Source organism: Metabacillus sp. RB-C-LZQ-3-1 (assembly GCF_058315175.1).
The window spans coordinates 81,013-107,426 of record NZ_JBZFLI010000007.1 but is presented as its reverse complement, the minus strand read 5'-3'; the positions used below and the strand labels follow the sequence as shown (position 1 = coordinate 107,426).

General features: G+C 33.6%; 21 protein-coding genes. 5 read left to right on the top strand and 16 right to left on the bottom strand.

Annotation, left to right across the window (positions count from 1 at the left end):
• Positions 1-125 precede the first annotated feature (125 nt).
• Positions 126-758, top strand: coding sequence for a YigZ family protein (locus tag AC4GZ8_RS13210; RefSeq protein WP_491082334.1), 633 nt, complete (start codon positions 126-128; stop codon positions 756-758).
• 27 nt (positions 759-785) lie between these two features.
• On the top strand, positions 786-1,781 hold the full coding sequence (locus AC4GZ8_RS13205; RefSeq protein WP_491082333.1) for an LCP family protein: 996 nt from the start codon (positions 786-788) through the stop codon (positions 1,779-1,781).
• A 60-nt stretch (positions 1,782-1,841) separates the two neighbouring features.
• Here the strand turns inward: AC4GZ8_RS13205 and AC4GZ8_RS13200 are convergent, their stop codons facing one another.
• From AC4GZ8_RS13200 to AC4GZ8_RS13145, 12 genes are all read right to left on the bottom strand, one after another.
• Complete coding sequence (locus tag AC4GZ8_RS13200) at positions 1,842-3,020, bottom strand: glycosyltransferase (protein WP_491082332.1); 1,179 nt, start codon at positions 3,018-3,020, stop codon at positions 1,842-1,844.
• Positions 3,021-3,037: 17 nt separating this feature from the next.
• Complete coding sequence (tuaG, locus tag AC4GZ8_RS13195) at positions 3,038-3,820, bottom strand: teichuronic acid biosynthesis protein TuaG (RefSeq protein WP_491082512.1); 783 nt, start codon at positions 3,818-3,820, stop codon at positions 3,038-3,040.
• Positions 3,820-4,491: a hypothetical protein gene (locus AC4GZ8_RS13190; RefSeq protein WP_491082331.1), complete on the bottom strand. Its 672-nt coding sequence runs from the start codon at positions 4,489-4,491 to the stop codon at positions 3,820-3,822. Before AC4GZ8_RS13190 ends, tuaG begins: the two co-directional genes overlap by 1 nt.
• Before the next feature lie 17 nt (positions 4,492-4,508).
• Complete coding sequence (gene tuaE / locus AC4GZ8_RS13185; protein ID WP_491082330.1) at positions 4,509-5,966, bottom strand: teichuronic acid biosynthesis protein TuaE; 1,458 nt, start codon at positions 5,964-5,966, stop codon at positions 4,509-4,511.
• A 347-nt stretch (positions 5,967-6,313) separates the two neighbouring features.
• Positions 6,314-7,246: an NAD-dependent epimerase/dehydratase family protein gene (locus tag AC4GZ8_RS13180; protein ID WP_491082329.1), complete on the bottom strand. Its 933-nt coding sequence runs from the start codon at positions 7,244-7,246 to the stop codon at positions 6,314-6,316.
• A gap of 82 nt (positions 7,247-7,328) precedes the next feature.
• The gene (galU, locus tag AC4GZ8_RS13175; protein ID WP_491082328.1) at positions 7,329-8,222 is read right to left on the bottom strand and encodes a UTP--glucose-1-phosphate uridylyltransferase GalU; all 894 of its coding nucleotides are present in this window, start codon (positions 8,220-8,222) and stop codon (positions 7,329-7,331) included.
• A gap of 5 nt (positions 8,223-8,227) precedes the next feature.
• Positions 8,228-9,418: a teichuronic acid biosynthesis protein TuaC gene (gene tuaC, locus AC4GZ8_RS13170; RefSeq protein ID WP_491082327.1), complete on the bottom strand. Its 1,191-nt coding sequence runs from the start codon at positions 9,416-9,418 to the stop codon at positions 8,228-8,230.
• Entirely contained in the window at positions 9,415-10,872 is a 1,458-nt protein-coding gene (gene tuaB, locus AC4GZ8_RS13165) for a teichuronic acid biosynthesis protein TuaB (protein ID WP_491082326.1), read from the bottom strand. The genes tuaC and tuaB overlap by 4 nt, the downstream gene beginning before the upstream one ends.
• Positions 10,873-10,889: 17 nt before the next feature.
• On the bottom strand, positions 10,890-11,549 hold the full coding sequence (locus tag AC4GZ8_RS13160; protein WP_491082325.1) for a sugar transferase: 660 nt from the start codon (positions 11,547-11,549) through the stop codon (positions 10,890-10,892).
• Between the two features lie 427 nt (positions 11,550-11,976).
• Positions 11,977-13,470 (bottom strand): N-acetylmuramoyl-L-alanine amidase, encoded by a 1,494-nt coding sequence (locus tag AC4GZ8_RS13155; protein ID WP_491082511.1) that lies wholly within the window; start codon positions 13,468-13,470, stop codon positions 11,977-11,979.
• A gap of 70 nt (positions 13,471-13,540) precedes the next feature.
• Entirely contained in the window at positions 13,541-15,676 is a 2,136-nt protein-coding gene (locus tag AC4GZ8_RS13150) for a SpoIID/LytB domain-containing protein (RefSeq protein WP_491082324.1), read from the bottom strand.
• Between the two features lie 96 nt (positions 15,677-15,772).
• On the bottom strand, positions 15,773-16,099 hold the full coding sequence (locus AC4GZ8_RS13145; protein ID WP_491082323.1) for a LytA/YqiH family protein: 327 nt from the start codon (positions 16,097-16,099) through the stop codon (positions 15,773-15,775).
• 246 nt (positions 16,100-16,345) lie between these two features.
• Here AC4GZ8_RS13145 and AC4GZ8_RS13140 point away from each other — a divergent pair, with 246 nt between their 5' ends.
• A complete protein-coding gene (locus tag AC4GZ8_RS13140; protein ID WP_491082322.1) occupies positions 16,346-18,298 on the top strand; it encodes a S8 family serine peptidase in 1,953 nt (650 codons plus the stop codon).
• 107 nt (positions 18,299-18,405) lie between these two features.
• Here AC4GZ8_RS13140 and AC4GZ8_RS13135 read toward each other — a convergent pair whose 3' ends face one another.
• From AC4GZ8_RS13135 to AC4GZ8_RS13120, 4 genes are all read right to left on the bottom strand, one after another.
• Positions 18,406-18,615, bottom strand: coding sequence for a hypothetical protein (locus tag AC4GZ8_RS13135; protein ID WP_491082321.1), 210 nt, complete (start codon positions 18,613-18,615; stop codon positions 18,406-18,408).
• A gap of 316 nt (positions 18,616-18,931) precedes the next feature.
• Positions 18,932-19,711 carry an SGNH/GDSL hydrolase family protein gene (locus tag AC4GZ8_RS13130; RefSeq protein WP_491082320.1) on the bottom strand — a complete coding sequence of 260 codons (780 nt, stop codon included), beginning with the start codon at positions 19,709-19,711 and terminating at the stop codon, positions 18,932-18,934.
• 88 nt (positions 19,712-19,799) lie between these two features.
• Entirely contained in the window at positions 19,800-20,375 is a 576-nt protein-coding gene (locus AC4GZ8_RS13125; protein ID WP_491082319.1) for a hypothetical protein, read from the bottom strand.
• A gap of 141 nt (positions 20,376-20,516) precedes the next feature.
• On the bottom strand, positions 20,517-24,728 hold the full coding sequence (locus tag AC4GZ8_RS13120) for a leucine-rich repeat domain-containing protein (protein ID WP_491082318.1): 4,212 nt from the start codon (positions 24,726-24,728) through the stop codon (positions 20,517-20,519).
• A gap of 238 nt (positions 24,729-24,966) precedes the next feature.
• On the opposite strand from AC4GZ8_RS13120, the gene tagU reads away from it, so the two are divergent.
• On the top strand, positions 24,967-25,914 hold the full coding sequence (tagU, locus tag AC4GZ8_RS13115; protein ID WP_491082317.1) for a polyisoprenyl-teichoic acid--peptidoglycan teichoic acid transferase TagU: 948 nt from the start codon (positions 24,967-24,969) through the stop codon (positions 25,912-25,914).
• Positions 25,915-26,096: 182 nt separating this feature from the next.
• Positions 26,097-26,354: a hypothetical protein gene (locus tag AC4GZ8_RS13110; RefSeq protein WP_491082316.1), complete on the top strand. Its 258-nt coding sequence runs from the start codon at positions 26,097-26,099 to the stop codon at positions 26,352-26,354.
• Positions 26,355-26,414: the final 60 nt, after the last annotated feature.

The window sequence follows — 26,414 nt, the reverse complement described above, 5'->3', positions numbered from 1 at the left end:
CTCCTGTGTTTCGACAGTTATTTTTATTTTGCCACATTTTTTACGATTGAAGTAAAAATTATGTCGTTTTATAATAATAGAATGTGCTATTCTAATTTTGCTTGCTTGTCAGGAGGTGTACAAGCATGCTTTCACATTATTATACCGTAAAAGGCTATGGAGAGCATGAGATAATTATCCAAAAATCACGTTTTATTTGCTATATAGAAAGGGCAACTTCCGAAGAAGAAGCGATTAGCTTTATTCAGAAGATTAAAAAGAAGCATCATGACGCAAATCATAATTGCTCTTCGTATCTTATAGGTGAACATGATCAAATTCAAAAAGCAAATGATGACGGTGAGCCGAGCGGTACAGCTGGAGTTCCAATGCTTGAGGTCCTAAAAAAGAAACACCTTAAGGATACTGTGGTTGTTGTGACACGATATTTCGGCGGGATCAAGCTGGGTACAGGCGGATTAATCAGAGCCTATGGAAAATCAGTATCAGAAGCATTACAAGCAAACGGTATTGTTGAACGTAAACTGATGCGTATCATGCATACAAACATTGACTATACATGGCTGGGGAAAGTGGAAAATGAATTACGTTCTTCCACATATTTAATAAAGAAAATTCACTATTTAAATGATGTAAATGTGGAAACCTATGTAGAAGAAGAGAAAAAGACTGATTTTATCGAGTGGATGACAGAACTGACGAATGGGCAGTGTAAGATTTCGGAGGGGGATGTTGTTTACCTCGAAAGCCTTGTATAAAACTTAGGGATGTTAGGAGTTACTAATTTGAATAAAACGAGACAAAGTATGAAAAAAAGGAAAAGGAAAAAGCCTATCCTTAAACGATTATTATTCCTTCTTTTGACGGTATTAATATTTATCGTAGGATATGGTGCATATATAACATATTCTGCTTTACAGGCTGCTGATAAATCCTACTCGGAACTTGAACGCGGAGAGAAATCAAAGTTACGTGTTGAACCAGTTAAGGTATCAACAGATCCCTTTTCTATTCTGTTACTAGGAGTTGAAGACTATTCCTCTGGTGGCGAAAATGGACGAACTGATTCGTTGATTGTGGCTACAATTGATCCAAAAGCACAAACAATGAAAATGCTTAGTATCCCTCGTGATACACTGGTCTATCAAGAAGAGCGTGGTAAGGAAGACAAGATAAATCACGCATATGCTTTTGGAGGAAAGGAAGCAACGATTAATGCGGTAGAATTTTTATTAGATATACCGGTCGACTATTATGCAACAGTGAATTTTAAAGGCTTCAAAGAAATCATTGATGAAATAGGCGGAGTTACGGTTGATGTTCCCTTTGATTTCTGGGAAAAGAGTGACATTACAGGAAAGCACCTGCAATTCTATGAAGGCGAGATGGATTTAAACGGTGAAGAAGCTTTAGCATATGCAAGAATGCGTAAAAGAGATCCTCGAGGTGATTTTGGTCGTAATGATAGGCAAAAACAAATTATTACTGCGGCTGTTGACCAAGTAATGAAACCAAATAATTTGTTAAAAATAGATGATATTGCTTCTCATATTGGGGAAAATGTCGAAACAAATTTACGTGTATCTGAAGCCTTAGGACTACAACAAAACTTCGGCAGTTTCAATTCTTCAGATATAGAACAACTTACAATTGAAGGTTCTGACGAATATATTAATGGTGTATATTATTTTATTCCTGATGAAGAGGAATTAGAAACGTTAAAATCAGAACTAAAGTCTCACCTAAATCATACTGTAGAATCAGATGAATTAGAAAATTAAAATCAAAAAGCATGGTTACCTAGATTCGAAAATCTAAGCAGCCATGCTTTTTCTCTTTTACTAACCCTCTTTTAGAACTTCATTCACCATTTTATTAAAAATAATATTCCAATCTTTTTCTTTAGCAATATCTATTCTTCTTTCAATGTTTATGTCTTTTTGGTCAAGTAGCTTTTCACATTTTGATATGAAGTTACTTGTTGTCACATCATCAATATATTCAAATACATTGCTTTCTGCGTATTTCCTAGTGGAGGGTAAGTTCATTCCAACTACAGGCTTCCCAACAGCTAAAAATTCAAATAATTTTAGTGGAAATACAGCTTGATTATAGACTGATTGTTTATAAGGTAGAATTCCTATATCAATCTTTTTCATATAGGCTGGTACTTCACTAGGCGGTACCTTATCGATCCATTTAACATTATTCAAGCTTTTTAAAGCAATAAACTCTTCATCACCATTTGTTCCATCTGGTCCTACCAATAATAAATCCCAATCAGGTCTTGATTTCATTACTGAATTTAATAAAGCAAAATCTAACTTCGGCTTTATTCCTCCAATAAAACCTAAGACTGGTTTACTGCTGATTGATAAATCGTTATCCCTATTCAAAGTGTCAACATTAGTAAACAGGTCAAATTCAACTCCATTTTCTAATGTCATGACTTTATCCTTATCAACACCATTTACTTTTAAAACATTATCGTGCAAGAAATCAGAAGTGCAATAAACTGTATCAGCCCTGTTAATAATTCGTTTTTCTGCTGACAATATGCTTTCTTCTCTTAGCTTGAGAACAATATTTTTGCTGCCGGTCATAGATGTCGCCCATAAATCACTACAATCATATGTCACTTTTGTCCAATTATGGGCATATCCTAAATAAGGAAACCCTGGAAATGTATACCATAAATAGTGATTATATTCACTTTTTGATTTTAAATATTGTACCAATTTATTTAAATGCTTCTGATTAAATAAATCAAAATATCTAGCAAATCTAAACAATCTATTTTTATGTAGATCAGGTACATGAAATTCCTTTATCCCATTTTCAAGCATGATGAATTGATCATTTTTTCCACCTGCACTTGGACATACCCATATTACTTCTGCTGTGTGGTCTAGTTTTGTTAAATATTCCGCTAGTCGATGTCTTCTGTATCTAAGGTTATCTAAATTCCATACTCCCGTTGCAACAATTACATGAATATTTTTTTTGGATTGATCTGTCATAGTTATCACCAGATTTTTTATAGTCTTTTCTTTAATGCGTTAAACGCATAGTTAAAAATATACCAGCTAGCAGAAAGTACATTCAGATTCTCAATTTTTCTATAAACGTACCAATTTTTTTTAATCATGTTAACTTTATTACTTGAAACAGAGCCAGGCACTATACGGTAAATTGCTAGTGATTGCTGTAGACCATATGCCTTAAACCCGCGCTTCAAAATTAACAACCAAAGAGCAAAGTCTTGTCTAGCACGAATATTCGGCATTTGAAAATCCCCTACTTTTTCCTTGTCAATCATAACAGTCAAGCAACCTATAATCGTATTTTTCAGTAGACCGTGATAATCAATCTCTGTTGGAACATGAACAGACTTGTCCAATAACTCCCCATTCTCATTCATTAAATCATAGCTTGTAAAGCTGAATGCATAATTATTATTTCTCATAAAGTCTAACTGAGTCTGCAGCTTATTTGGCTTCCATTTATCATCACTATCTAAAAAGGCTATATATTGCCCTTTTGCTAGTTTTATTGCTGTATTTCTTGCTACCGCTGCACCGCTATTCTCTTGTAAAAAATGTATTTTTACTCTTTCTTCATCTCTTGCAAGTTTTTCAAGTACAGCTCTTGAATTATCAGAGGAACAGTCATCTACTATAATCATTTCCCAATTAGTATAAGTTTGTTCTTGAACTGACTTAACAGTTTCTCTAATATACTTTTCTGAATTATAGGAAGGAGTAATGATAGATACTAATGGTTGTTTTTCAGTCATTGTATTTGAACTCCTTTTTAGAATTAGTCTTTTCTAAATACTTCAGGAATAATGATAAACCCAGCCATAATCGTGATTCCAATTAGTACCCCTAGAACGGCTCTTTTCTTCGGGGATAACTCTTCTCTTGATTCTGATGTAACAGAAAGAGGCTCTGTTATTTTTGCTTCTTCCATTGAAAAAAGCTTATCTTTTAGTTCATAGATAAACCTTAGTTTTTCTGCCTCGTCGCTAACAGTCGCTTCTTGCATATTAGTCAGGTTATCTTCTTCAAATTCTTTACGTTTTTGGTATTCTTCCTTATCTAAAGATAAAAACTTATTTGTAACATTTTCAAGAACCTCTAGAGCTTCCTCTTCATTTTGACCTGTATAGCTAATTGAAATTAACCTTTGATTGATCGTCTCTACATTTAATTTTTGAATGATATTGCTAATTTCTTCTTCTGTTAAATCCGGAAAATTCTCTGATACAAAGTGATTCCCTGTAATCATTAATTTAACATTTCCAGAATCATTAAATTGAGCATTATTATATGAGCCCAATGATATTTTAACGGTAGAGGTTGCACTAGTTGGTTCGGGTTGATTTCCTTGAATAAAGTATCCAAGGGCACCTAATAACAAAGGGATAATTAAGACAAAAAGAAAATACTTTCTTGCTCTTACTAAGACATTCTTAATTGTACTGTTCATATATATACTCCTTTTTGTTAACCTGATGGTAAACTTTTATTATCTTTACTAATTTTCAAGTAATTTATTGTTGCTATAACGAAGGACAATAGAACCCAATGAAAGAATAGATTTGAAACTGAACTTGGGCTAATACTAGAAACAATAAAACAAACTAAAGAGCCTAGGAGGGCTTCTATAATCAACTTATTCTTCGAACCCATTTTTCGATTATAGGTTTTAAACAAGAACCATATAAAATAGCCATATAGAAGAATATACCCTAAAAAAATTAGTATTCCAAAGTTCACAAAAATCTCAGCAAACCAAAAATGAATATTTACGATATTGTCTGTATCGTAAATTGGTCTTTGACTCATATAAACTTCCGCATTACCAGCTCCTATTCCCATACCAAATGAATCTAAAATAAAGTGAAAAGCATTTTTCAAAAGATTTGCCCTTCCCACATTAGATGACATCGGTTCTGCGAAATTATGGTGGATTTGGGAAGCTAAAAACAGCTCATAAAACTTGTTGTATATTTTATCATAAAAGATGACAAATACACCGACAATTCCTACTAATGCACCCCAGATACTAATTTGTTTAAGAAGCTTTGGCAAAAGAATAAAGATATAGAAAGCAATTCCTACAAATACTCCCAGCAAAGCAGCTCTAGAATCTGTAGCATAAAGTAGATATAGTAAAGCAAAAATGATAGTGAAACTAATTCCTTTAACAAATCCATTCGTCGAGTTCTTAACAAACGAAATAAAGAAAAAGACGGATATAGATAAGTATGTAGCAAAATCATTTTGATTAAAAAACACTGCAGTTGGATAATGCTGCTTATATTCAGGCCCTAAATACAGCGTAGAACTTGGTAAATGATTCTCAGTAATGTGATTCCAATATCCAATTGCCATTAAAAACACAGTCATGATCATCCAAATATAATGAAAACCAACTAAGCGATCTATTTTGTTTAAATAAAAAACTACAATAAATAGAAATAAAATTCCCATCACTAACAGTGATAGATATTTAATTCCTTCTATTACTGAAACAGACCAAAGTAGACTAATTGCAGCATATGCTAGCCAAAAGATAAAAAATAGTAATATATTTTTGACCTTAATCTGTTCCCATAGATACTTATGCGATTGATCCATGATAAATTTATAAACAATGATACACGTTACCAAAACCAGTACGATCCTATAAGGAAATAAACTAAAAAAACCGAGATTTATTTTAAAGAATGCGTTATTAAGAAAAGTTGAAGCAATCATTAAATAAATCATCAAAACGACAAAGAATTCACTCTTAAATATGGGTTTAGCCAATAATAAGATGACTAAACCTATATTAAACAGGATAATTATTGGATACTGGTCAAACCCCTTTAAGGATAAAAAATAAGTACTTATTCCACCAATAAGTGTTAGAATGACCAATGAAAAATAATCTAATAGGTATGGCTTTTTAATCATACTTCTCCTCCTAGTGTCACTTCCCAAAGATGGTGAATATCCTAGAGTTAGTATAACACAAAGATTTTTCGATATTACTCAAGAACAAGAGCGCAAGCGCCTTGATCAGTCTCAGGCAAATAAGATGATTTAGAATAGAAGGCGTTCTTTTCCTTCTATTTTAAATTAGCTTATGACCTCGAGGCAGTCTAAAATCGCGACGTCAATCTCCACGACCGCACTTGCACGTCCTGTGCTTCGGGGCTAGGCGCAGGAGCTGGATGTCGTGCGCTTATCCACATTTCGAAAATTTTGTAAATTCCTTAGCATCAAAAAAGCTGCTGACTCTTGTCAACAGCCTCTGATGATTATAAAGAATAATTAACTTTAGAATAAAACTCTAATGTTTTTCCTAAGCCGTCTTTTAAAGTATATTCTGGATTCCAATCTAATTCTCTTATCGTTTGCTCATTGCAAAGAGTACTATCTCGGATATCACCTGAACGTGCTGGCTCATAAATTGGGCTTAATGAGGCTCCTGTAATTTTGTTCATAATTTCAAATAGCTCATTTACAGTAATTGAATCATTTCTAGATACATTTAACACCATTCTTGAGCCTTTTGTAAGAGCTGCAATATTTGCATTTGCAACGTCCTCAACATAAATAAAATCACGTGATTGGTGCCCGTCACCATAAATAACAGGTGTTTCATTATGAGCAATTTTTTCGGAGAAGATTGCAACAACGCCACCTTCACCTTTTGTATCCTGACGTGGACCAAAAACATTACTGTATCGTAAAGCTGTATAATCTAAGCCATAAATCTCACTAGCGAATTTTAAATAGTGCTCTACAGTAAGTTTTGTTAAGCCATATGGAGATTCAGGATTTGTTGGGTGATTAGTGTCAACCGGTAAATACGATGGGTTTCCATAAACAGCCGCCGAAGATGCAAAGATAATTTTCTTAACATTTGCTTCAGCTGCACCCTTTATAATATTTAATGAACCTTGGACATTGATTTTCTCATCATAATACATATCTTTCATTGACTCACTGACACTGACTTGAGCAGCTTGGTGAATGATATAGTCAGGTTGAATTATCTTAATTAAATCAACCACACTATCGTCACTAATATCTTGGTTATAAAATTCTACATCATTTAATGAAATATTGTCTTTATTTCCAGTTACTAGGTTATCTATTACAACAACATGATAGTTCTTTTCGAGTAATTTCTCAGTTATGTGAGAACCAATAAAACCACATCCACCCGTGACCAATACCTTTTTCATACTATCACACCTTTTTTATTTATCGAAAATACTAACGACTTATTTTTAACATTCATTTAATGAACTTTATAATACTGACTTCTTAGCCTTTTTTATTATAATCAATATTATGTAAGTTCCTTAAATAATCAATAACCTCTTCTCTTAGATCGTTTCGATCTAAAGCAAAATCAATTGTTGCCTTTATAAATCCAAATTTATCTCCAACATCATATCTTTCACCAACAAAGTTATATGCTTTTATAGGTTGTGCATAATTTAGCGAATTAATAGCATCCGTTAATTGAATTTCTCCACCAGAACCCTTAGGAGTATTTCCTAGAATATCAAAAATTTCCGGTGTAAGAATGTATCTTCCCATAATAGCAAAATTTGAAGGAGCTTTGTCAATTTCCGGTTTTTCAACAAGTCCATTCACATCAAAAATTTGATGATCTTGCATGAAATTCCCAGGATTAATAATTCCATACTTGGACACCTCTTGTTTTGGCACTTCTTGAACACCGACAATAGAGGTTTGATGAGTATTAAAGGCATCAATTAATTGCTTTAAACAAGGCTTGTCTTTTGTTTTAACAATATCGTCGCCTAACATGACTCCAAACGGTTCATTTCCAATAAATTTTCTAGCAACCCATATAGCATGGCCTAGTCCTAGAGGTTCCTTCTGTCTGATATAATGGATATCTGCCAAATTTGCAATTGATTGTATTTCCTCAAGCATTGCGTATTTTTCTTTCTTTTCAAGTGTTTCTTCTAATTCGTAGGATTTATCGAAGTGATCTTCTACCGCTCTTTTCCCTCTGCCGCTTACGATAATAATATCTTCAATACCAGATGAAACTGCCTCTTCAACTATGTATTGAATGGTTGGTTTATCCACAATCGGTAACATCTCTTTTGGTTGTGCTTTTGTTGCTGGTAAAAATCTTGTACCTAGTCCTGCAGCTGGTATAATGACCTTTTTAATTTGCATACTAATCACCCTTTTACCTTGTTTATTGTTTTGGCGTACAATTCTTTTAACTTACTTGCATTTAAATCAGCATTATATTCGTGTGTAACTTTGGCAAAAAGATCTTCAATTATTTTTTCTGAATAAGCTGAACCATCAATATAGTCTAATACAGAATTTTTAATTTGTTGAGAAGATTTAGGCTCAATTAAAAGATGACTATAGTCACCAAACAATTCAGGTACTCCCCCAACATTAGTAGAAATGACGGGTTTTTTTAATGCGAGTGCCTCAATTAAAACTGTCGGCATGCCCTCACTATATGAAGGTAAAAGAAATATATCTGTTTTAGATAAATATGTAGTAACCATTTCATTAGGAACCTGTCCAGTAAGCATGATTTTCTCATTTAGATCAGGATCTTTAATTAAATGTTCTTTAAGTGGACCATCTCCAATAAAGATACAATAAAAGCGTTCGTCTAAGCTTTTTAAAGCTTCAGTTAATTCCAGTATTCCTTTTTCTTTGACAAGACGGCCAACATAGGTTAATATTATTTTTTCTTTTGGAATTGCTATGTCTTCGGTCCCAGTTATATCCTTCAAACTAAAAGTAGATAGATTTATTCCAATCGGCAAAACAAATGGTTTTCTATTTGTTAATTCGTTTGTCTTTAAAGATAATTTCTTACTAACCGCTACTAATTCAGAAGCATTTACAATAGCATTTTTAAATGCCTTCATAGCAAAAGAGCTATAGTGAGGGTATACATTAACATCACTCCCATGTAATGTTACAATGTATGGTTTTCTAAAAGCCTTACTTATTATATTGCCAGCTCCACCAGAAGGCATAGCAAAATGGGAATGAATTAAGTCAAACTGTAATTTTTCTTGTTCAATCAATTTTCTAATTGACTTTGCTATCCTTCGATGTGGCTGAGCCCACTTAAGCTGTCCAGGGAGAGCCGTATACGAAGGTCTATAAACATCAACACCGTTTACTTTTTCATGGCGTGGTAGTTGTGTATTTTTTTGGTTGCTTAGCTTGTACTTTTTATCAAGCAATTCAAATATTTTAGGGAGTTTAGGTACCGGCGTAATAACCGTTACTTCAACTCCTTGTTTAACAAGAGCATCGATTTGTGTTTTATGAAAAACTCCCGCTCCTGGGGCAATATCACTTGGATACTGAGTGGTAATCCATAGGACTCTCATGCTTTTTGCCTCCGAAGTCTTTTTCTTAATAGCATCCGCAAATCAGGATAGCCATAGAATAGTAATAGTGAATATATACATATTCCCACAAAAACTAATATAGCTAAATTAACCAATGGAATATTAGATATATTAACCAAAAGTTTCGTATTTAAATAATAAGTAATGACTCCCATAATCAAAGTAATGATTAATGGTTTTAAAATGGTTTTAAAATATTTTTTAAATTCCATATCGATTACGACTTTAAGCAACCATCTACCAACAAAAAAGTTGATAAAACTTGTCACAACATATGTCCAGGCAACAACTTCTAAGTTATAATTTGTTGCAATGTATAAAGTTACTCCATACAAAATCATAATACCAAAATCCCAATAAAAGGCGAAATTGGCTTTACCTTTTGCTAACAAGACAGACCCATTTGGATTCATAAGAACCCGTAATATCCCTACAATAGCTAAAATATTTATTATTGGTACAGCGTCGAGCCATCTTGCACCAAATACCACTTCAACAAAAACATCTGATATACTAATTAATCCGATCAAAATCGGGAAAGAAACGAGCGCTAATGCTTTTGTTACATTTAAAAATCCTTCAGTAAGTAAAGCATTATTCGCTTGATTCTTAGAAAATACCGGAAAAGCCACCCTGGTTATGATCGGATTTATTTTCAACACCGGAATTGTAATAATTTGATAGGCAAGCGAATATATCCCTAGGGCTTCTGCTCCTAAGAATCGTCCAATTAATATATAATCAATATTTGAGCCAATACGGTTCACTAGCCGTGACAACAATTGATAAAATCCAAAGGACAAAAATTCCTTTATAATATTTATTTTTAGAACAAATTTTGGTTTCCACATCTTTGAATAACTGTAGAAGTAATAAACTCCTTTAAAGGAATTCAGAAAAACAATTGATATGACATATGCCAAAATTTCTTCTATAAGAAACATTAAAGAAATTAGGAGCAAAAATGCTAAGATATTCGAAATTACTTCAATTTTACTTAAAAGATTGAATTTTAAATCCTTTTGAATCAAATACTGAAATTGTTGTCCGATTGGTGCAATCAAAAACATAAGTGAAAGGACCTTTATTAAACCTTCTAACAATGGTTGATTGTAAAAATTAGAAATCAGACCACTGCTAAAAAACAACATAAAAAAAAGAAGAAGACCAACTATTATATTTAACCAATAAAGAGTAGATAGTTGATCATCTGAAACTTTTTCTTTTTGTATAATAGCAGCTCCAATTCCCATATCAAGAAGAATTTGGGTAAAGATCGTAACAGTTGTTATCATACCGACAAGACCAAATTCTTCCTTAGTAAGGATATTTCCTAATATAGCAAATTGAACTACTTGAATGACTGTAATGATTATAGTAGAAATACTGGTCCATTTCGCTCCGGCTAGAATTTGTTTTGTAATACTAGACATATTTACAACTCTTTTCTTTATCTTGCTCCTTCACCAGTAAAAATTACTTTAACTGTTTTAAAAAGGATCAGCATATCTAATTTCCAATTCAAATTTTTTATATAATACATATCATATTTTAGTTTTTCCTCAGGTGAAATTTCATATCCACCATTCACTTGAGCCCATCCAGTTAACCCAGGTTTAACAATAAGTCTATCTGTGAAACCAGGGATATCTCTATTGAACTCCGCTGTAAAATTCGGTCTTTCGGGTCTAGGCCCAATTAGGCTCATATCTCCGACTAGTACATTCCACAGTTGTGGCAACTCATCGATTCTTGTCTTTCGGATAAAGGCACCGATCCTTGTAATCCTTGGATCATTTTTTTCAGCCCACTTAGCTCCGTACTTTTCAGCATCAATTTTCATCGATCTTAATTTTATAACCTTGAAGTATCTGCCTTCTTTCCCAACCCTTTCCTGGGTATAGAAAGGAGAACCTGGACTTTCCAAACTGATTAAAAATGAAAAAAGAATAATAAAAGGTGCTGCAAGAATTATTCCAATTAGTGAGAATATTACATCAAACACCCTTTTTGCTTGTAAATATTTATGTGCCGTTTTGCTTAAATTTAATGAATATTTTTGTTGTAATGAGTAATCTCTATAAAGATTAAAACTTTTTTCAGCACTCATTAAAGAACACCTCTTCTATTATGGTTAGGACATCTGTTTCAACAGTACTCGGAAATTATTATAACATAACCGTTTTTTACTTATGTTGAAATTGGACAACAGATTTTGACAATTTTATTTCAATTTTATTAAGAAAGAGATATGTTTTGTATTATTGTTACCAGAGTTAAGGGTTATTATCTACCCTTCCGATATTATATCAGAACTTAAAATAATTTCTATAGTTTTTTTTAGTGGGGAAATCCTAAACAAACTTAATATTCAAGACTTTATGATTTGTTAAAATTTCTTACTCCTCCTTTTAAATACTATAAAATTAAACCAAATACATAATTTTTAAACTAAGGTTCATAATAAAAAAGCACACGTAAAAATTAAAAACGTGTGCTTTTAATAAACCTATATATCATGAGTAAGGTTCAATATCCTATTCATAATAATTTTTAATCCCTTCATAAATCGCTTGAGCTGCTTTATCACGGTATGAAGGATCCTTTAATTTTCTTGCATCTGAGGAATTTGAAATAAAAGCAAGTTCAACGAGAACACTCGGCATTGTACTATTTTTAATGACAAAGTAATTTGCTTCTTTTACTCCTCGATCCCTTGTACCAAGACGAGTAACTAATCTACTTTGTATTTCCGTCGCTAATGACTTACTTTGTGTTCCAGAATATGTTGAATTCCAATATGTCTCTGTTCCGTTTGCACTAGAGTCTGTAAATGAGTTTGCATGGATACTGATAAAAGCATCCGCATTTTTACTTTTTGCAAATTCAACTCTTTCCTCTAGCTCTAGGAAAACATCTTGATCCCGTGTCATATATGGAACAACGTCGACATTCTTCAGTTTATTAGCTAGTCGTTTACTTACATCCAATACAATATCCTTTTCCTGTATACCATTCCCTACTGCTCCCGAATCCTGGTCCCCATGTCCAGCATCAATGACTATACGTTTCCCAAACAATGGTGCAGAAATTCGATTTGTAACTGCAGTCGTTACAGACTTTGTCCCGCCTAATACTGTTATATTTCTGATACCTCTATCTTTAATTAAAGTAACAGTAGGCCCTGGTATTCCTGATGAACCTGTTAATAGTATCGGAGAGTTTGTCTTAGCAGCCAAGACCGACCCTGATAATGCATCAGCAAAAGCTTGACCATTGGACATAAATGATGTAGATGTTGATAAGTTAAACCTTTTGATAATATTAACGGCTACTTCATATCGATCTCTTCCACCAATTCTTTCTGGTGAAGGTAAAGAATTAAACACATTGGTGCTTACGCTATTCTCACCACCGACAACGATTGTATCCTTTATCCCCTTTGAACTAAGAATGTTCTTCGTTGCTGAAGGAATACTATATCTTTCAGTTAGCAAGATCGGGATACGATTTCTTGCAGCATAAGGTGCAATTGATAATGCATCAGCAAAAGTATGTCCATATGTTAAGATTGCACGGCTCGTACTTGGCATTTCCTTTGCAATATTTGCTGCAACTTCAAATCGATTTGCTCCCGAAATTCTTCGAACATTTGAGATCCCAAGATTTTTTATGCTCCTCATAACAGATTCCGAAACACTCTTGGGGCCTCCGATAACAATTACTTCACTTGGCTTTAACTCTTTTATTCTATTACTTGTTACATACGTTAATATAGTTGAATTAGTTAACAAAATCGGAGCATTCTTCATGTACGCGAGAGGAGTTGCCGCTAATGCATCAGCATATGCCTCACTTGAAGTAACAACAACCGTATTTGCGCTAGTCCACCCTTTTTTGGAAACATTAACAGCAACCTCAAAACGATTTGCCCCATCAATTCTTGTTGTGTTTACACTGGCATTTGTTTCCGGTATAAAGAGAAAAAAGCACAATGCAATCAATACTAGACTTCTAAAAACACTCTTCAACATTCTTCCCCCCTAAAAATTCACCATAAAGACACAGACAAAAGGAAGTCGGAATCGACTTCCCAAGCTGTTAGTATGATGTAAGTTGTGTACCCGGATAGTAAAAGTTTAATATTTCTTGGTAGGTCTGACCACTATTAGCTCTGTTATTAGCCCCATGTTGACTCAGTCCAACACCATGTCCAAACCCACTACCTTTTAATATGTGTTGATAATTTTGGTAGTTAATAGCATTTATTAATGTACTCTTGATTTCCATCGTTCCGAACAATGATCTAACCGTATTTGCTGGGACCGTAATGTCTTTTACGAACCTATTATAGTTAGATCCTTCCTTAACAAAATAATCAAGGTTGAAAATCAATGTTGTTGCACGACCGCTTGAATTCGTTTCTCCAATTTTAATTGAATTAATTAATGATACTTTTATTTCTGCATTAGGATGATAATTATCAACTAACCATTTTTTTAATTTCACTAATTTGGTCTCTTCTGACTCTTTGTATTTGGTCCACCAATTACCTGGATCCTTTATTTCATCTTCAGTTAATTTAATTTGGTATTTATTAATTTTATACTCCCAAACAAATTCTTCATCAAAAGAGTCCCGTTTTGTAATTAAATAAGGAACTTGGGTTGTACCCCATGCATTTGAATTAGATTCTAGCTGTCCACCATTACTCGCTGAGAAAACAGCATCAATTAATCTATTATTATATTTTAAAACTTTACCTTTTGTTGCTTCGATAGCATTATTTGTTTTGGTATACCATTCATATCCACCATAAACCTGGTATGCTTGAGAATCTACAACAGTTTTTCCTATACTGCTTGCAGAATAAGTTCTCGCTGCAACGGACTGTGCTTTTAATGCTTCCTCTGCAAAATAAGTAGGCATTTCATGCGGTACAACGCCTTTTAAATAATCCTCAAAAGGAATATTTTTGTTTACGGGACGAACATATTTACTATTATTAACTGTTTCAATCCCAAATTCCATTTTCCCTAGATACTCCCTGCCATTTACCGATATTCTATTTATCTCACTATAACTAGATGGTGAAATTGTAAACGCAGAAGTACCAAAATCTTTAATTTTTTCAGACCCTTGATATAATCCAATACTGCCAGATGAAATCTTTACTTTGTAAGTTACATTATCTTGTAGATAAAGCGCATTAGGAAGTTGATTTTCGACAGAGTAATTTATTGAAACAGGTCCGCCAAGTAGTACAAAGGACTTGGTCGAGCTTTCCGAAATAATATTTTTAATTGGATCTGGAAGTACAGATGCTTTTGTTAATAGAAGTGGTTTGTTCTCCAGAGCAGCTACTACTGATCCAGTTAATGCATCTGCAAATTTCTCTCCATTTGAAAGATATGTCTTACTAGCATCCAGGTTTAATTCTTTAACAATGTTTGCTGAAACCTCATATCGGTCTCTCCCTCCAATTCTATTAGAGAAAGATGAGCCAAGTTGGTTTTGAACATTTTGGGTTACACTTGCTTCACCACCAATAATGGTGACATCTTCTTTATTATTTAAAGCTTGTTTTGTATAGGACGGTAATTCATTATTTTTTGTTAATAGTACAGGAATTTGGTTTTTTGCTGCATATGGAGCTATTGAAAGGGCATCTGAAAACACATAACCGTTGGTTAAAATAGCCTTTTCTGTTCCGCCTAGCTCTGTTGAAATATTTTGAGAGACTTGGAATCTATCATTTCCATCAATCCTTCTTACCGAAGCTATTAATTTTAATTGGCTTTCAACTGATGATGATATGCTATTTTTACCACCAATTATGATGATCTGATTTGGGTTAAGTTCATGAAGCTTTTGTTTTGTTTTCGTTGGAAGTTCATTTGGTTTAGCCAATAATATTGGAGCATTTTCTTTATAGGCAAGTGGTGTAGCAGACAATGCATCTGCAAAAGCCTCATAATTCACAACAACAACCGTATCAGCCGTCTTCCATTGACTTGATGCTATATTATATGCTACTTCAAAACGATCCGCTCCTGAAAATCTAGTATTACTATTTTCTAGTTTATAAGAACCAGTTGTTTCAATTGGAACTTCAGTTTTATTTCCTAAATAGTTCACAAGCTTAACCGAGATAGTATCTGCCGCAAATGTTGATGTCGGAGAAAAAAATAGTAGCATAGCGATCATTACTATCAATATTCTGCTGAATTTTTTCAATTTCCTCAATTCCTCCCTGCACCTTTTGTTTTAACATGTATAAATTTATCAAAATCTGTAAATCTAGTAAATACAAATTATATATTTTAAAGTGTATTAATCTATAGGTGTAATTTCCTTTATTTCATATCTTCCATTATCGTTTTCAAAGTATGTGAAATTAACAGAAACTCCATCTTCTAATTTAAGGATCTCTTCAGCTATAGCTGGTGGTGTATAAAATGTCTCTCCTTTTCCATCAATGCTAATTTCGACTGTATGGCCATCTATTTGGCCAACATAAACACCACTTTTTTCAAGGACAGTAGTTGTTTCTTCCTTACTATCAGAATTTACTTCTTTTGAAGTTTCTGCTTGTTGCATCCCACAAGCAGATGTAATAACTAAAATGAATAGAACCATTACACTTGTTATTTTTTTCATTATAAAACCTCCTAAAATTCTATCCGTAGTTTACAACCTAATAAGTATAACAAACTATTGTTTGATATAGTTTATTAATTAATATTTTATAAATTATATCTTCTATATTAATAGTATCGGAAAATAATCAATATCCTTTATAATACTAGTAAAAAAATAGAAAAAATTTAGATAAAATTTACTCCTAACCTAAAATTATGTATTTATAATTTAGACATTCTCACTCGAAAGGGGATTTTACCTGGAATGAAAAAATTGATTTTTTTATCGTTTATTTTAAGCTTTTTTCTTTTGACTTCCCAAAAATCATTTGCAGAGGAACCAAATACCGCAAATAATTATTTAATCTTATTTGAAGATAAGATTGATGAAGAATTTATTGTCCAAAATGGTGGAACATTAATTGAAAAATATACAAATATACATGCAGCCAAAGTGTCATTACCTGAACATTCTATTAATCGTATTAGAAATCATCATGAAATTATTGCTGTAGATCATGAACAAGAGGTGAAACATTTAACACAAAAAATTGATTGGGGTATTTCTAAAATAAAATCAAGCGAAACTAACAGTTCAACATTTACAGGTGCTGGTGTAAAAATTGCCATCATTGATTCTGGTATATCCCCTCATGAAGACCTGACTATTTCAGGTGGTAAATCCTTTGTTCCGTATACAAAATCATATTACGATGACAATGGTCACGGTACACACATCGCTGGAATTATTGCAGCGAAAGACAATAATATTGGAGTTGTTGGAATTGCTCCTGGTACAAGCTTATATAGTGTAAAGGTGTTAGACAAAAATGGTGAGGGATTACTTTCTGATGTCGCATCTGGAATTGACTGGGCCATTAATCAAAATATAGAGATTATTAACCTCAGTCTAGGTTCAGACACACATTCCTCAGTACTAGAGGCTATAATAAAAAAAGCTGAATCCAGAGGAATACTCATAGTTGCAGCTGCAGGTAATCACGGTAGTAATCTTTATGAAAACACGATTGAATACCCTGCCAAATACCCATCTGTTATCGCAGTAGGTTCAATTAATAAATATAACAAAAGATCATTATTTTCTGCAACTGGTCCCGAACTTGAAGTGGTTGCGCCCGGTGAATCAATCTATAGTACTTTGATAAATAATCAATATGCAGTTATGGATGGCACCTCTATGGCTTCTGGTTATGTATCTGGAACTTTAGCACTCTTAAAAGAAGCTTTTCCTAGATTAGATTCATATAAAATAAGATCTATTCTCTCTTCTCAATCACTTGACTTGGGCGTACCTGGAAAAGACCGGTTATATGGAAACGGACTAATTCAAGCCCCAAAATTACCGGAAAGAATAGATGGAAAAGATCGATTTGAAGTTGCAGTAAATATCTCTCGTAAAACCTGGAAAACAGCTGACACAGTATTTATTACCAATTATTTAGCATTTGCTGATGCCCTCTCGGCTTCACCGCTAGCATATCAAATGAACGCACCGATTTTTTTATCGAAACCTAATCAAATTGATCCTAACACATTAAATGAAGTTAAGAGATTAGGTGCTAAAAAAGCAGTTATTATCGGTGGTGTAGTCAGTATATCAAAAGATGTTGAAGTTCAATTAAAAAAACTTGGAATTGAAATCAGGAGAATAGGTGGCAAAGATCGATTTGAAGTATCAAGTAAAATAGCAACCGAATTAAATAATTGGGAGAAGGTTTTTATTTCAAACGGGTATGTTTTTGCTGATGCATTAACAATTGCTCCTCATGCTTCAATACTAGGTGCACCAATTCTATTAGTAAAAGATAGTGAAATACCTAGCCCAATAAAAAATCAACTATTAAGTCATCCAATTAAGGTCAGCGAGATTATTGGCGGAGAAGTTAGTGTTGAAAATAGTGTCTTTGATCAATTGCCAAACCCTGTAAGGATTGGTGGTAAGGATAGATATGAAGTCGCATTAAACATCTTCAATAAATATGCTAATTCTGATCGACCTACTTACCTTGCTTCAGGTCTCACCTTTACAGATGCATTAACTGGTTCAATATTAATTGCTCAAACAAAAGGATCCTTATTATTAACAAAACCAAATATGTTACCTAACAACGGAATAAAATCAATTGTAAATTCTAGATCTATCACAATTATTGGAGGACAGGCTTCCGTTAATAACGAAATCTTTTTAAGCAAGTAACGTTTCTAGAATGAGTCCGGCATAAATGCGGACTCATCTTTTTTCTGTATGAATACCCGCTAACCATTTTACCTCAAATATAAACTTTGTCTAATTCAATATACTCGTTATTTACTCTTCTGCAATAGTTCAAGCTTCTTCTTTAGTTTTTCATTTTCTGCCTTCAAATGACTATTTTCTACTTTTAAATCCTGTACTTCCTTCTGTACGTCTGTTTGGTTTTCCTTTGAGGTACCACTGCTCTCATCATTTGAGCAGCCAGCTACCATAAACGCTAATGCAAGAGTAAACAGACCAATTATAGCTTTTTTTTTCATAGAAAATCCTCCTGGATAAGACCATTACTTTTGAATTCTAATCGAAGAAGGGGACTGGCGAACACCAGTCCCTTCATATATAATACGCTTTACGTTTTTATACAATAAAAAATATAGAAGCTCCTACTAGAAGTATCACTTTGTAATAGGTTAAACATGTTCGTATTTAGAACTTATTGGTTCATCATTGACTGATGTTTCACTAGAACCTGCTGACACTGTTGTCTGGTGAATCGTAATTGTCAATTGCTTTACCACTATCTTGTTGCTTGTGTATTTTATTAAATAAGACATATACGAAATATGTTCCTATGTGTTACTTTACAACAAAATATTCAGTTAAATACTCCGCCCAAATAGCATAGCCCTTTTCATTTGCCTTATTATCACTGGTTAAATAGTCTTTCATTTTCACATCATCTAATTCTGGCCAGTTATCCCAATGATTTAAATAGATCAACTCATTTTCTTCAGTAAACTTTTGTAATTGTTGTACCTCACTCGGATAATATGTAGCTGCATATAATGGGTTAGGTGGCTGAACCATTAATACCAGTTCTTCATTTACCTCTTGCCATGACTCAAACATTTTTTCAAGGTTACTAAGTGTATTGCTAATTCCAACGTTTCCGTTATCCTTAAGCATAGGCGGCTCAAAAAGCAAGACATCCGGATTTAGCTGATTAATTTCTTCAAATGTACCTTCATTGACTATCTCACGTGTTGAGTTGTCACCAGTTGATATCACCGTGATATCGAATACTTCTTCCCCATAATTAGCAGCTAATTCTTTTGTAAACGAATCGATCCAAGTACCCTCTGCTTCAGATGTACCGAATATCACAAACTTTACCGGTTTATCAGAACCTATAGCTTCTTTTATTTTTTCTTGTAATTTTTCAGGAAGATTGGCAGCGTATACTAAGCTATCAGACTCAGACTCTACCTGTTCTTCCTTTTTATTTTTATCTGCTTGCTCAATGTTGGTTGCTGTCGATTCACCTTGTGCGGATATTTTTTCATTCCAATGAAGATTACCAAGTATAATTGCAGCTCCGCACACAATAAGTGTCACTATAACCAATACCTTTTTCACTATGAAACCCCCAATTTTTCGACATTCCTAGTAAAATTATACACAAAATATAAGAACCTACAAACAATTTCCATATTTCTATTAATAATCAATAGTAAGAAATCATTTGTAGATGCTTCATCATTTCGAGCTCTTTTATGTGTTTTTGGTTGTTTATCTCTTTATTAAACGTAGTCATACATTCTTCTAACGTCATACACATCCCGCTTTCAACGAGGTTAAGCATATTTTTGATCGCCGTTGGGGTTAAATATGTTGGTGGAATCGGGGATTTAGCCAAATCCTGTAAGATCTTAAAACGTAATTGATCAAGTTCATAAATCGACATGGTTGATTTTGCTTTTGTTTCTGTCTTGCCTTCCTTTGCACGATCCTTCATGAATATTTTTATTACAATTGCATAAAAACCAATAGCTAAAAAAATTTGGCCAATAGTGATAGATAAAAGAACCGACTTTGTTACTTGAATGAAAAAACTAAATGTAAGTGTAGCTATGAGGATAACAGCAACGATGCCAACAATATATATAAAATGCCATATTAGAGGAATTGTTTGCTCTTTTTCCTGTCTCTTCTTTGATTTATAGTCTTCATAGCTGCTCATCAAGGTTGACAGTAATTTATGTACATATTTTAAGTGGGCTGTTAACTCTCGTTCTATCATCTCTACTCCTTTAATGCTCTGATTTCCAAATGAAATTCACAAGTAATTATTTCTCTATTTATTTCGGTCAGATTTATATTTTTTTTAGTATCATTTAGTTAAAAATACAAAAAAGAGAGCCGTTAAGCTCCCTATTTTGTATTATGCCCGCTTCCTTTTTTGAATCAATAGTATGACTCCACCGAACACTAATAACATAACTCCAATTAATAGTAAATTATGTGTCATAGTGGCAGTTTGCGGAAGCTCCTTCTTTTGTTGAATAGTAGATTCTTTCTTTTTCTTTTCAATCTTTTCTTTTTCTGATTGACTCGGCTTGCTTACTTTTATAGGCTGTGCCGGTGCATTGTCTTGATTTTTATCAAGTTCCTTGTCTTGTTCCTTATCTTCATCTTGACCATCTTGATCCTGTTTATGATCATTTGGTACTGTTGGTGGTTGTTCTCCCCCTTCCTCATCTAGCACAAAGAAAATTGGATTTATTGTATAATCGTCATCAGCTGCGATTTCAAACTGGAAGGCGACGATCTCTCCCTCAGCTGTCACAAACACAATTTCATACTTCCCAACTGGAAGTGTAAATAGGTCAACTGCTTCTTCTCCTGTATGATCCCATAGTCTGCCGTCTTCATCAGACCACCCATAGAAGTATTGTTCTTCTGTTTCTGGATCAATTCCGTATAAATCAAACGCTATGTCAACTTCTGGTTCGTCTGCTGTTTTATAAGCATATAAGCTAACATCCTTCACAGATCCTTCAACTGGGAGAGTAGTGATTTCCGCAAACAAATAACCATAATACTCTTCTGATTCAACCATGATTTCTACTTGATAATCTGTGTTTGGTTTAAGCTCAGAAAATTGATAGCTTGTTTCATCTCCTGTTAACTCTGCTTCTTGAACTAACTCCTCACCATAGTTCGCATAAAGGCTCACCTTATATACTCCATCATCTGTATCTATGTCTTTCGGCAACATCGGATCCCATGAGATCGAAATGGATGTGTCGGTGACTTCATCAATATAAAGATCTGGTGTGTTATCCACCTCAAGATTTACTTGTACACCGTACTCTCTTAGTTCTTCTATTACTTTTAGAGCTTCATCATCCAATGGAACACCATATAGAGATACAAATTGCAGACTGTACATTTCTAATAACGGTGCTACATCTTTAACATTTGTTTCATCTAATATTAAATCAAATACGTTTTCAAACTGAGCTAAAGCTGAAATATCTTCAATCGGATTGCCTGTTAGATCTAAAGCGTACAGTTGATCTTTTGTTGCAAGCAATGGAGTAAGGTCTGTTATATGATTATTTACAAGACTAATGAAATTTAGCTTTGTTAATGCCGAGAATGCCGAAATATCTTGAATGCCGTTATTCTGCAGAGTAATATCAGATAAGTTTTTCATTCCTTCTAAAAAGGATAGATCCTCAAGCTGATGATGAATGATACTAAGTGATTGCAGATTTTTCATGCTCTTCAAAACAGAATAATCTTTAATCGGTGTTGCCTCTATGCTCAAATAATATAATTCCTGCAATTGAGCTAATGGAGCTAAATCTAACTCTGACACATTTCCAAAAACATGGAATTCATATAAATTTGTCGCATATTCCAAGCCCGATAAATCCTCAATATTCTCTTCAAATAAGTATAGAAAATCAAGGTGCTCCATATCACTTTCTTGTATATCACGTTCTAAACCTAGCTCTGTTTTAATAAGCTCCTCAAGAGTTTGATCTTTAAATGGAATCACAATCCCTGTTGGTTCATCCCAAGTTGTTGCTGATACAGTACTGCTAAAAAGCAACTCTTTTTGAGCATTATAAGCATGGACTTCAATTTCATATTCTGTATTAGAAGTGAGCTCTTTTACATGTAAAAATGTTTCCTCAGCAGGCAAAGTATTGATAAGCTTTCCATTTAAAAATATTTCATAGGTTGAGATTTCCTTTTCTCCATAATAATCAATATAAAGCTGCATTGAATTCTCTGTCATTGCTTCTACATATACATCAAACCATTCTTCTTCCTCAGAGTTTTCATACTCAACATATACGCCTCTTTGTTCAAGTAATTCGATCACCTTCATGGCGCTAAAATTTCCTGCTAAATCAATACCATAAAGAGACACATAATCTAAATTTGAGAAATCTATCAATCTATCTATGTTTTCAAGCAAGGTGTAACTAAGATTTATGTCTCTTACGTTGGGTAACTGACCAAGATCATCTAGAGAAGTAATTGGATTTTCATCCGCAAAAAGAGATGTTAAATTCCCTAATCTTTCTATCCCCTTTAAACTTGTTAGCTTGTTATCATAAACAGAAAGGTATGCTACCTGACCTAATACAGGAAGTGAATTCAAGCTATCTAACTCATTATTTTCTAATGATAGATCTTCCAATCTTTGTAAGTTGCTTAAAAAGGCTAAATCCTTAACTCCAGTGTTTCCTAACCCTAAGCTGACTAAGTTTGTTAATCCACTTAAAGGACTGAAATCTGAAATTGGATTACCATCCAGATATAGATACTCCAAGTTTTTAAGTGATGCTAATGGATTGATATTTGAAATTTTGTTTGCCGATAAGTATAAATATTCAAGGTTTGTGGCTGTTTCAAGTCCTGTTAAATCCGTAATTCTCTTGCGTTCAAGACTTAACTCCTTCAAATGCTTCATATCACTTTCAACAATATCACGCTCTAGACCAAACTCATTTTTAATCGCTTTTTCTAATTGTGCATCTTTGAAGATCACTTTTTCTCCTGTTGCATTGGAAAGAGTTTGGAAGGACTCAGTAGCCTGTCCAATCAATTCTCCCTTGCTGTTATAGGCAACAAGCTGTACTTTATATTCAGTATTTGCTGCCAGCTCGTTTATCGTATAAGTTGTTTCATTAGAAGAGATCGTTGCGACCTTATCATCTAGCTTTATTTGATACTTGTCTACCTCTTCTTGACCTTCATATTCCCACTCGATGATTGCTCTATTTTCATTTACTTTAATAGATGAAAAATATATTTTGAAATAATCATCATGTAAAATCTCTATATTTTCTTGCTCTAGAAACGATACTTCATCTTTTAATAGAAAATAAAGATCTCCATACATCGTTAAAGTTGTTAGTGATAAGTCCTTTAGTGGCATAATCGAAGCCAGTTCTAGGTAACTAATATTTACATCCTTCAAGCTTTTCAATCCTGCTAAAGGAGTTATATCTGTGACACCAGTAAAGCTTATGTCCAATGTTTCTAGCTTTGATAAACCTGAAATCGAATCAATATTTTGAACAGGTGAATCTGTCAAAATTAATGTTTTTAGGTTTGTTAGCTTTGACAAAAAATCAACCTTACTACCTAAAAAGTAGGACATATCTATATACTCTAATTTTGTTAAATTTATTAATGGATCTGCTGTTTTAATTTCGTTTCCTGCTAGTTCAAGCTTTGTTAAATTTACTGCTTTTTCTAGACCGTTAATATTTTTGATATTTTGATAGGAGGCATTAAGCTCTGTGAGACCTTCCATGTCCGCCACAGTGATTTCATCACTCTGAATACCTAATTGACGCTTAATCAAACGCTTTAATGCTAAGTCAGGAATAGAAACAGCTTCAGAGGCTGCTATTTTGATTTCTTTTGAGCTGTTTTGTGCTGCTGCTTGAGTTTTTGTTTCATCAGAAGTACTTTCTTGTTCTTCCTGAACTTCAGCCGCTTTTGTTTTCACTGTTTGTGTAGCTTCTGTTAAAATTTTTTCGTTTTGGATTGCTCGCACACTTACTGAGTAGCTTGTTCCACTTGTAAGTCCTTCTAATTCATATGGAGTTGCTTTTTCAAACTGATCCACAACTTTACCATTTACGACTAAATGGTAGGAATCAGCTTGTTGAACGTCTGACCATGAAACAGTCATAGAATTTTCTGTTATGTTTGTTATATGTAATGTTAATTCTTGAACATCCTGTTTGTACGTTACGCTTATGGGTTCTGTTTGAAGAGAAGGTTCACCTGCTTTTTTCACAGTATAGGTGTACTCTTCGTCAACAACATCTGTATCTAGAAGCTGGTATGTTCTCTCAATTTCATTTTGTTGATTCTCAACTGAATCAAGTTGTTTCATTGTTTCTGTAGAAAGCTCTTCATTATTTTTCTCGACAACAAAGACTTCCTCATCGGGTGATGCAGTAACTGTTTTCCACTGGAGTTGAATTCCTTCATCTGTGCTCTCAGCAGGTAAAAATGTGATGCTGCTTTCCTGTGCATCTACTTTCTGCACAAAAGGAACAAAAATGGTAAATAGTAAAGCAAAAACTAATACTAGTGAAACAAGACGATTATTCAAGTTCGACTTTCCTCCTAAAAAAATTCTATATTTTAACAAATAAATTATAATTTTTTAAATCTCATCTGCCTATCATATTATTTAGACAAATTTCTACAAAGGCTGAAACCTTTTGATACTTTCATTCGTCATATCATTTGGAAACATTTTTTTACAAAAAATGATTGTGATAATAGTCTCATAGCAATATAATCTTAATAGGCTATTGTGAAAAAACTTTAAAAGGATGATATAGAAAATGAGAGCAAACAAAAAGAAGAAGAAAAAGTGGCTATGGATCACATTAAGTATCATCGGCCTCCTTATTTTAGGTACAGGCGGCTATGCTTTTTATTTATATAAATCAGCTGCAGATACAGTTGCCAGCATTCAAGAAGATCTTGATCGAGATAAATCAGCGAAACGAACAGAAAAAGTTGAGTTCAAGGAAAAGGATCCAATTTCAATCCTTTTAATGGGTGTGGATGAACGTGAAGGGGACCGTGGTCGATCTGACTCATTAATTTTAATGACCGTAAATCCTAATACAAATTCTACCCAAATGGTCAGCATTCCTCGTGATACGAGAACTGAAATTGTAGGGAGAGGCACACAAGATAAAATCAACCATGCTTATGCATTTGGCGGCACTGAAATGGCTGTGAATACTGTTGAAAATTTTTTAGATGTACCTGTAGACTATTTTGTAAAAATCAATATGGAAAGCTTTAAAGATACAGTTGATGCTGTAGGCGGGGTTACAGTAACAAACACGTTGAACTTCTCTTACGAAGGATATGATTTTCCAGAGGGCGAGATCACACTTGATGGTAAAAAAGCTTTAGCATATACAAGAATGCGTTACGAAGACCCTCGTGGTGATTTCGGTCGTCAAGATCGTCAACGTCAGGTCATCGAAGCCGTTATTAATAAAGGTGCCAACATTTCTTCAATTACTAAATTCGGTGATATGTTTGGCGTTGTCCGTGATAACGTAAAAACGAACTTGACATTTGATGAAATGTGGGATATTCAAGCCAATTATAAAGCAGCAGCACAAAATCTTGAGCAATTCCAAGTAAAAGGGTCTGACTCCAAGATCAATGGAATCTACTATTACATCGTTCCAGAGGAAGAACGTTTGACTTTATCAAACCAGCTAAAGGATCATCTTGAATTAAAATCAAATACTGCAAGTTCAAATTAATTTTCAGGAAGTTAGCCCTGATTTAAACGGGCTAACTTTTTTAGTATCCTATTTGGTATAATTCATAAGAATAGGGAATTTCAATCAGAAAATACGTTGGCTTTTTTCATAAAATCTAGTAGGAATAATTTGATGCGGATTCCATATTCTTTAAAGAAATCATCTGTAGGGAGGGATCATTTTTGGAATTTTCTTTTGGATTTATTATTTCGATTATTATCGCCATTTACTTAGCAATTGATGCTCCAAAGCATGACCGAAATCCATGGCTTTGGGGAATTTTAGGCTTCCTATTTGGCCCAATCGTGTTAGGTATATACTTAATTGTTACTGGCAGAAAAGTGGCTGGTTGGATCATCTTAGTTATTTCGATCTTGCTTATTGTTCTTGTTATTCTGTTATTTGCAGTTGGGATGTACTTTCTTTTTAATAGTTATTAATAAAGTGAAACTTCCATCAGTGGGGTGTTTTCTTCTTCCCCCACTGATGGCTAGTTAAAC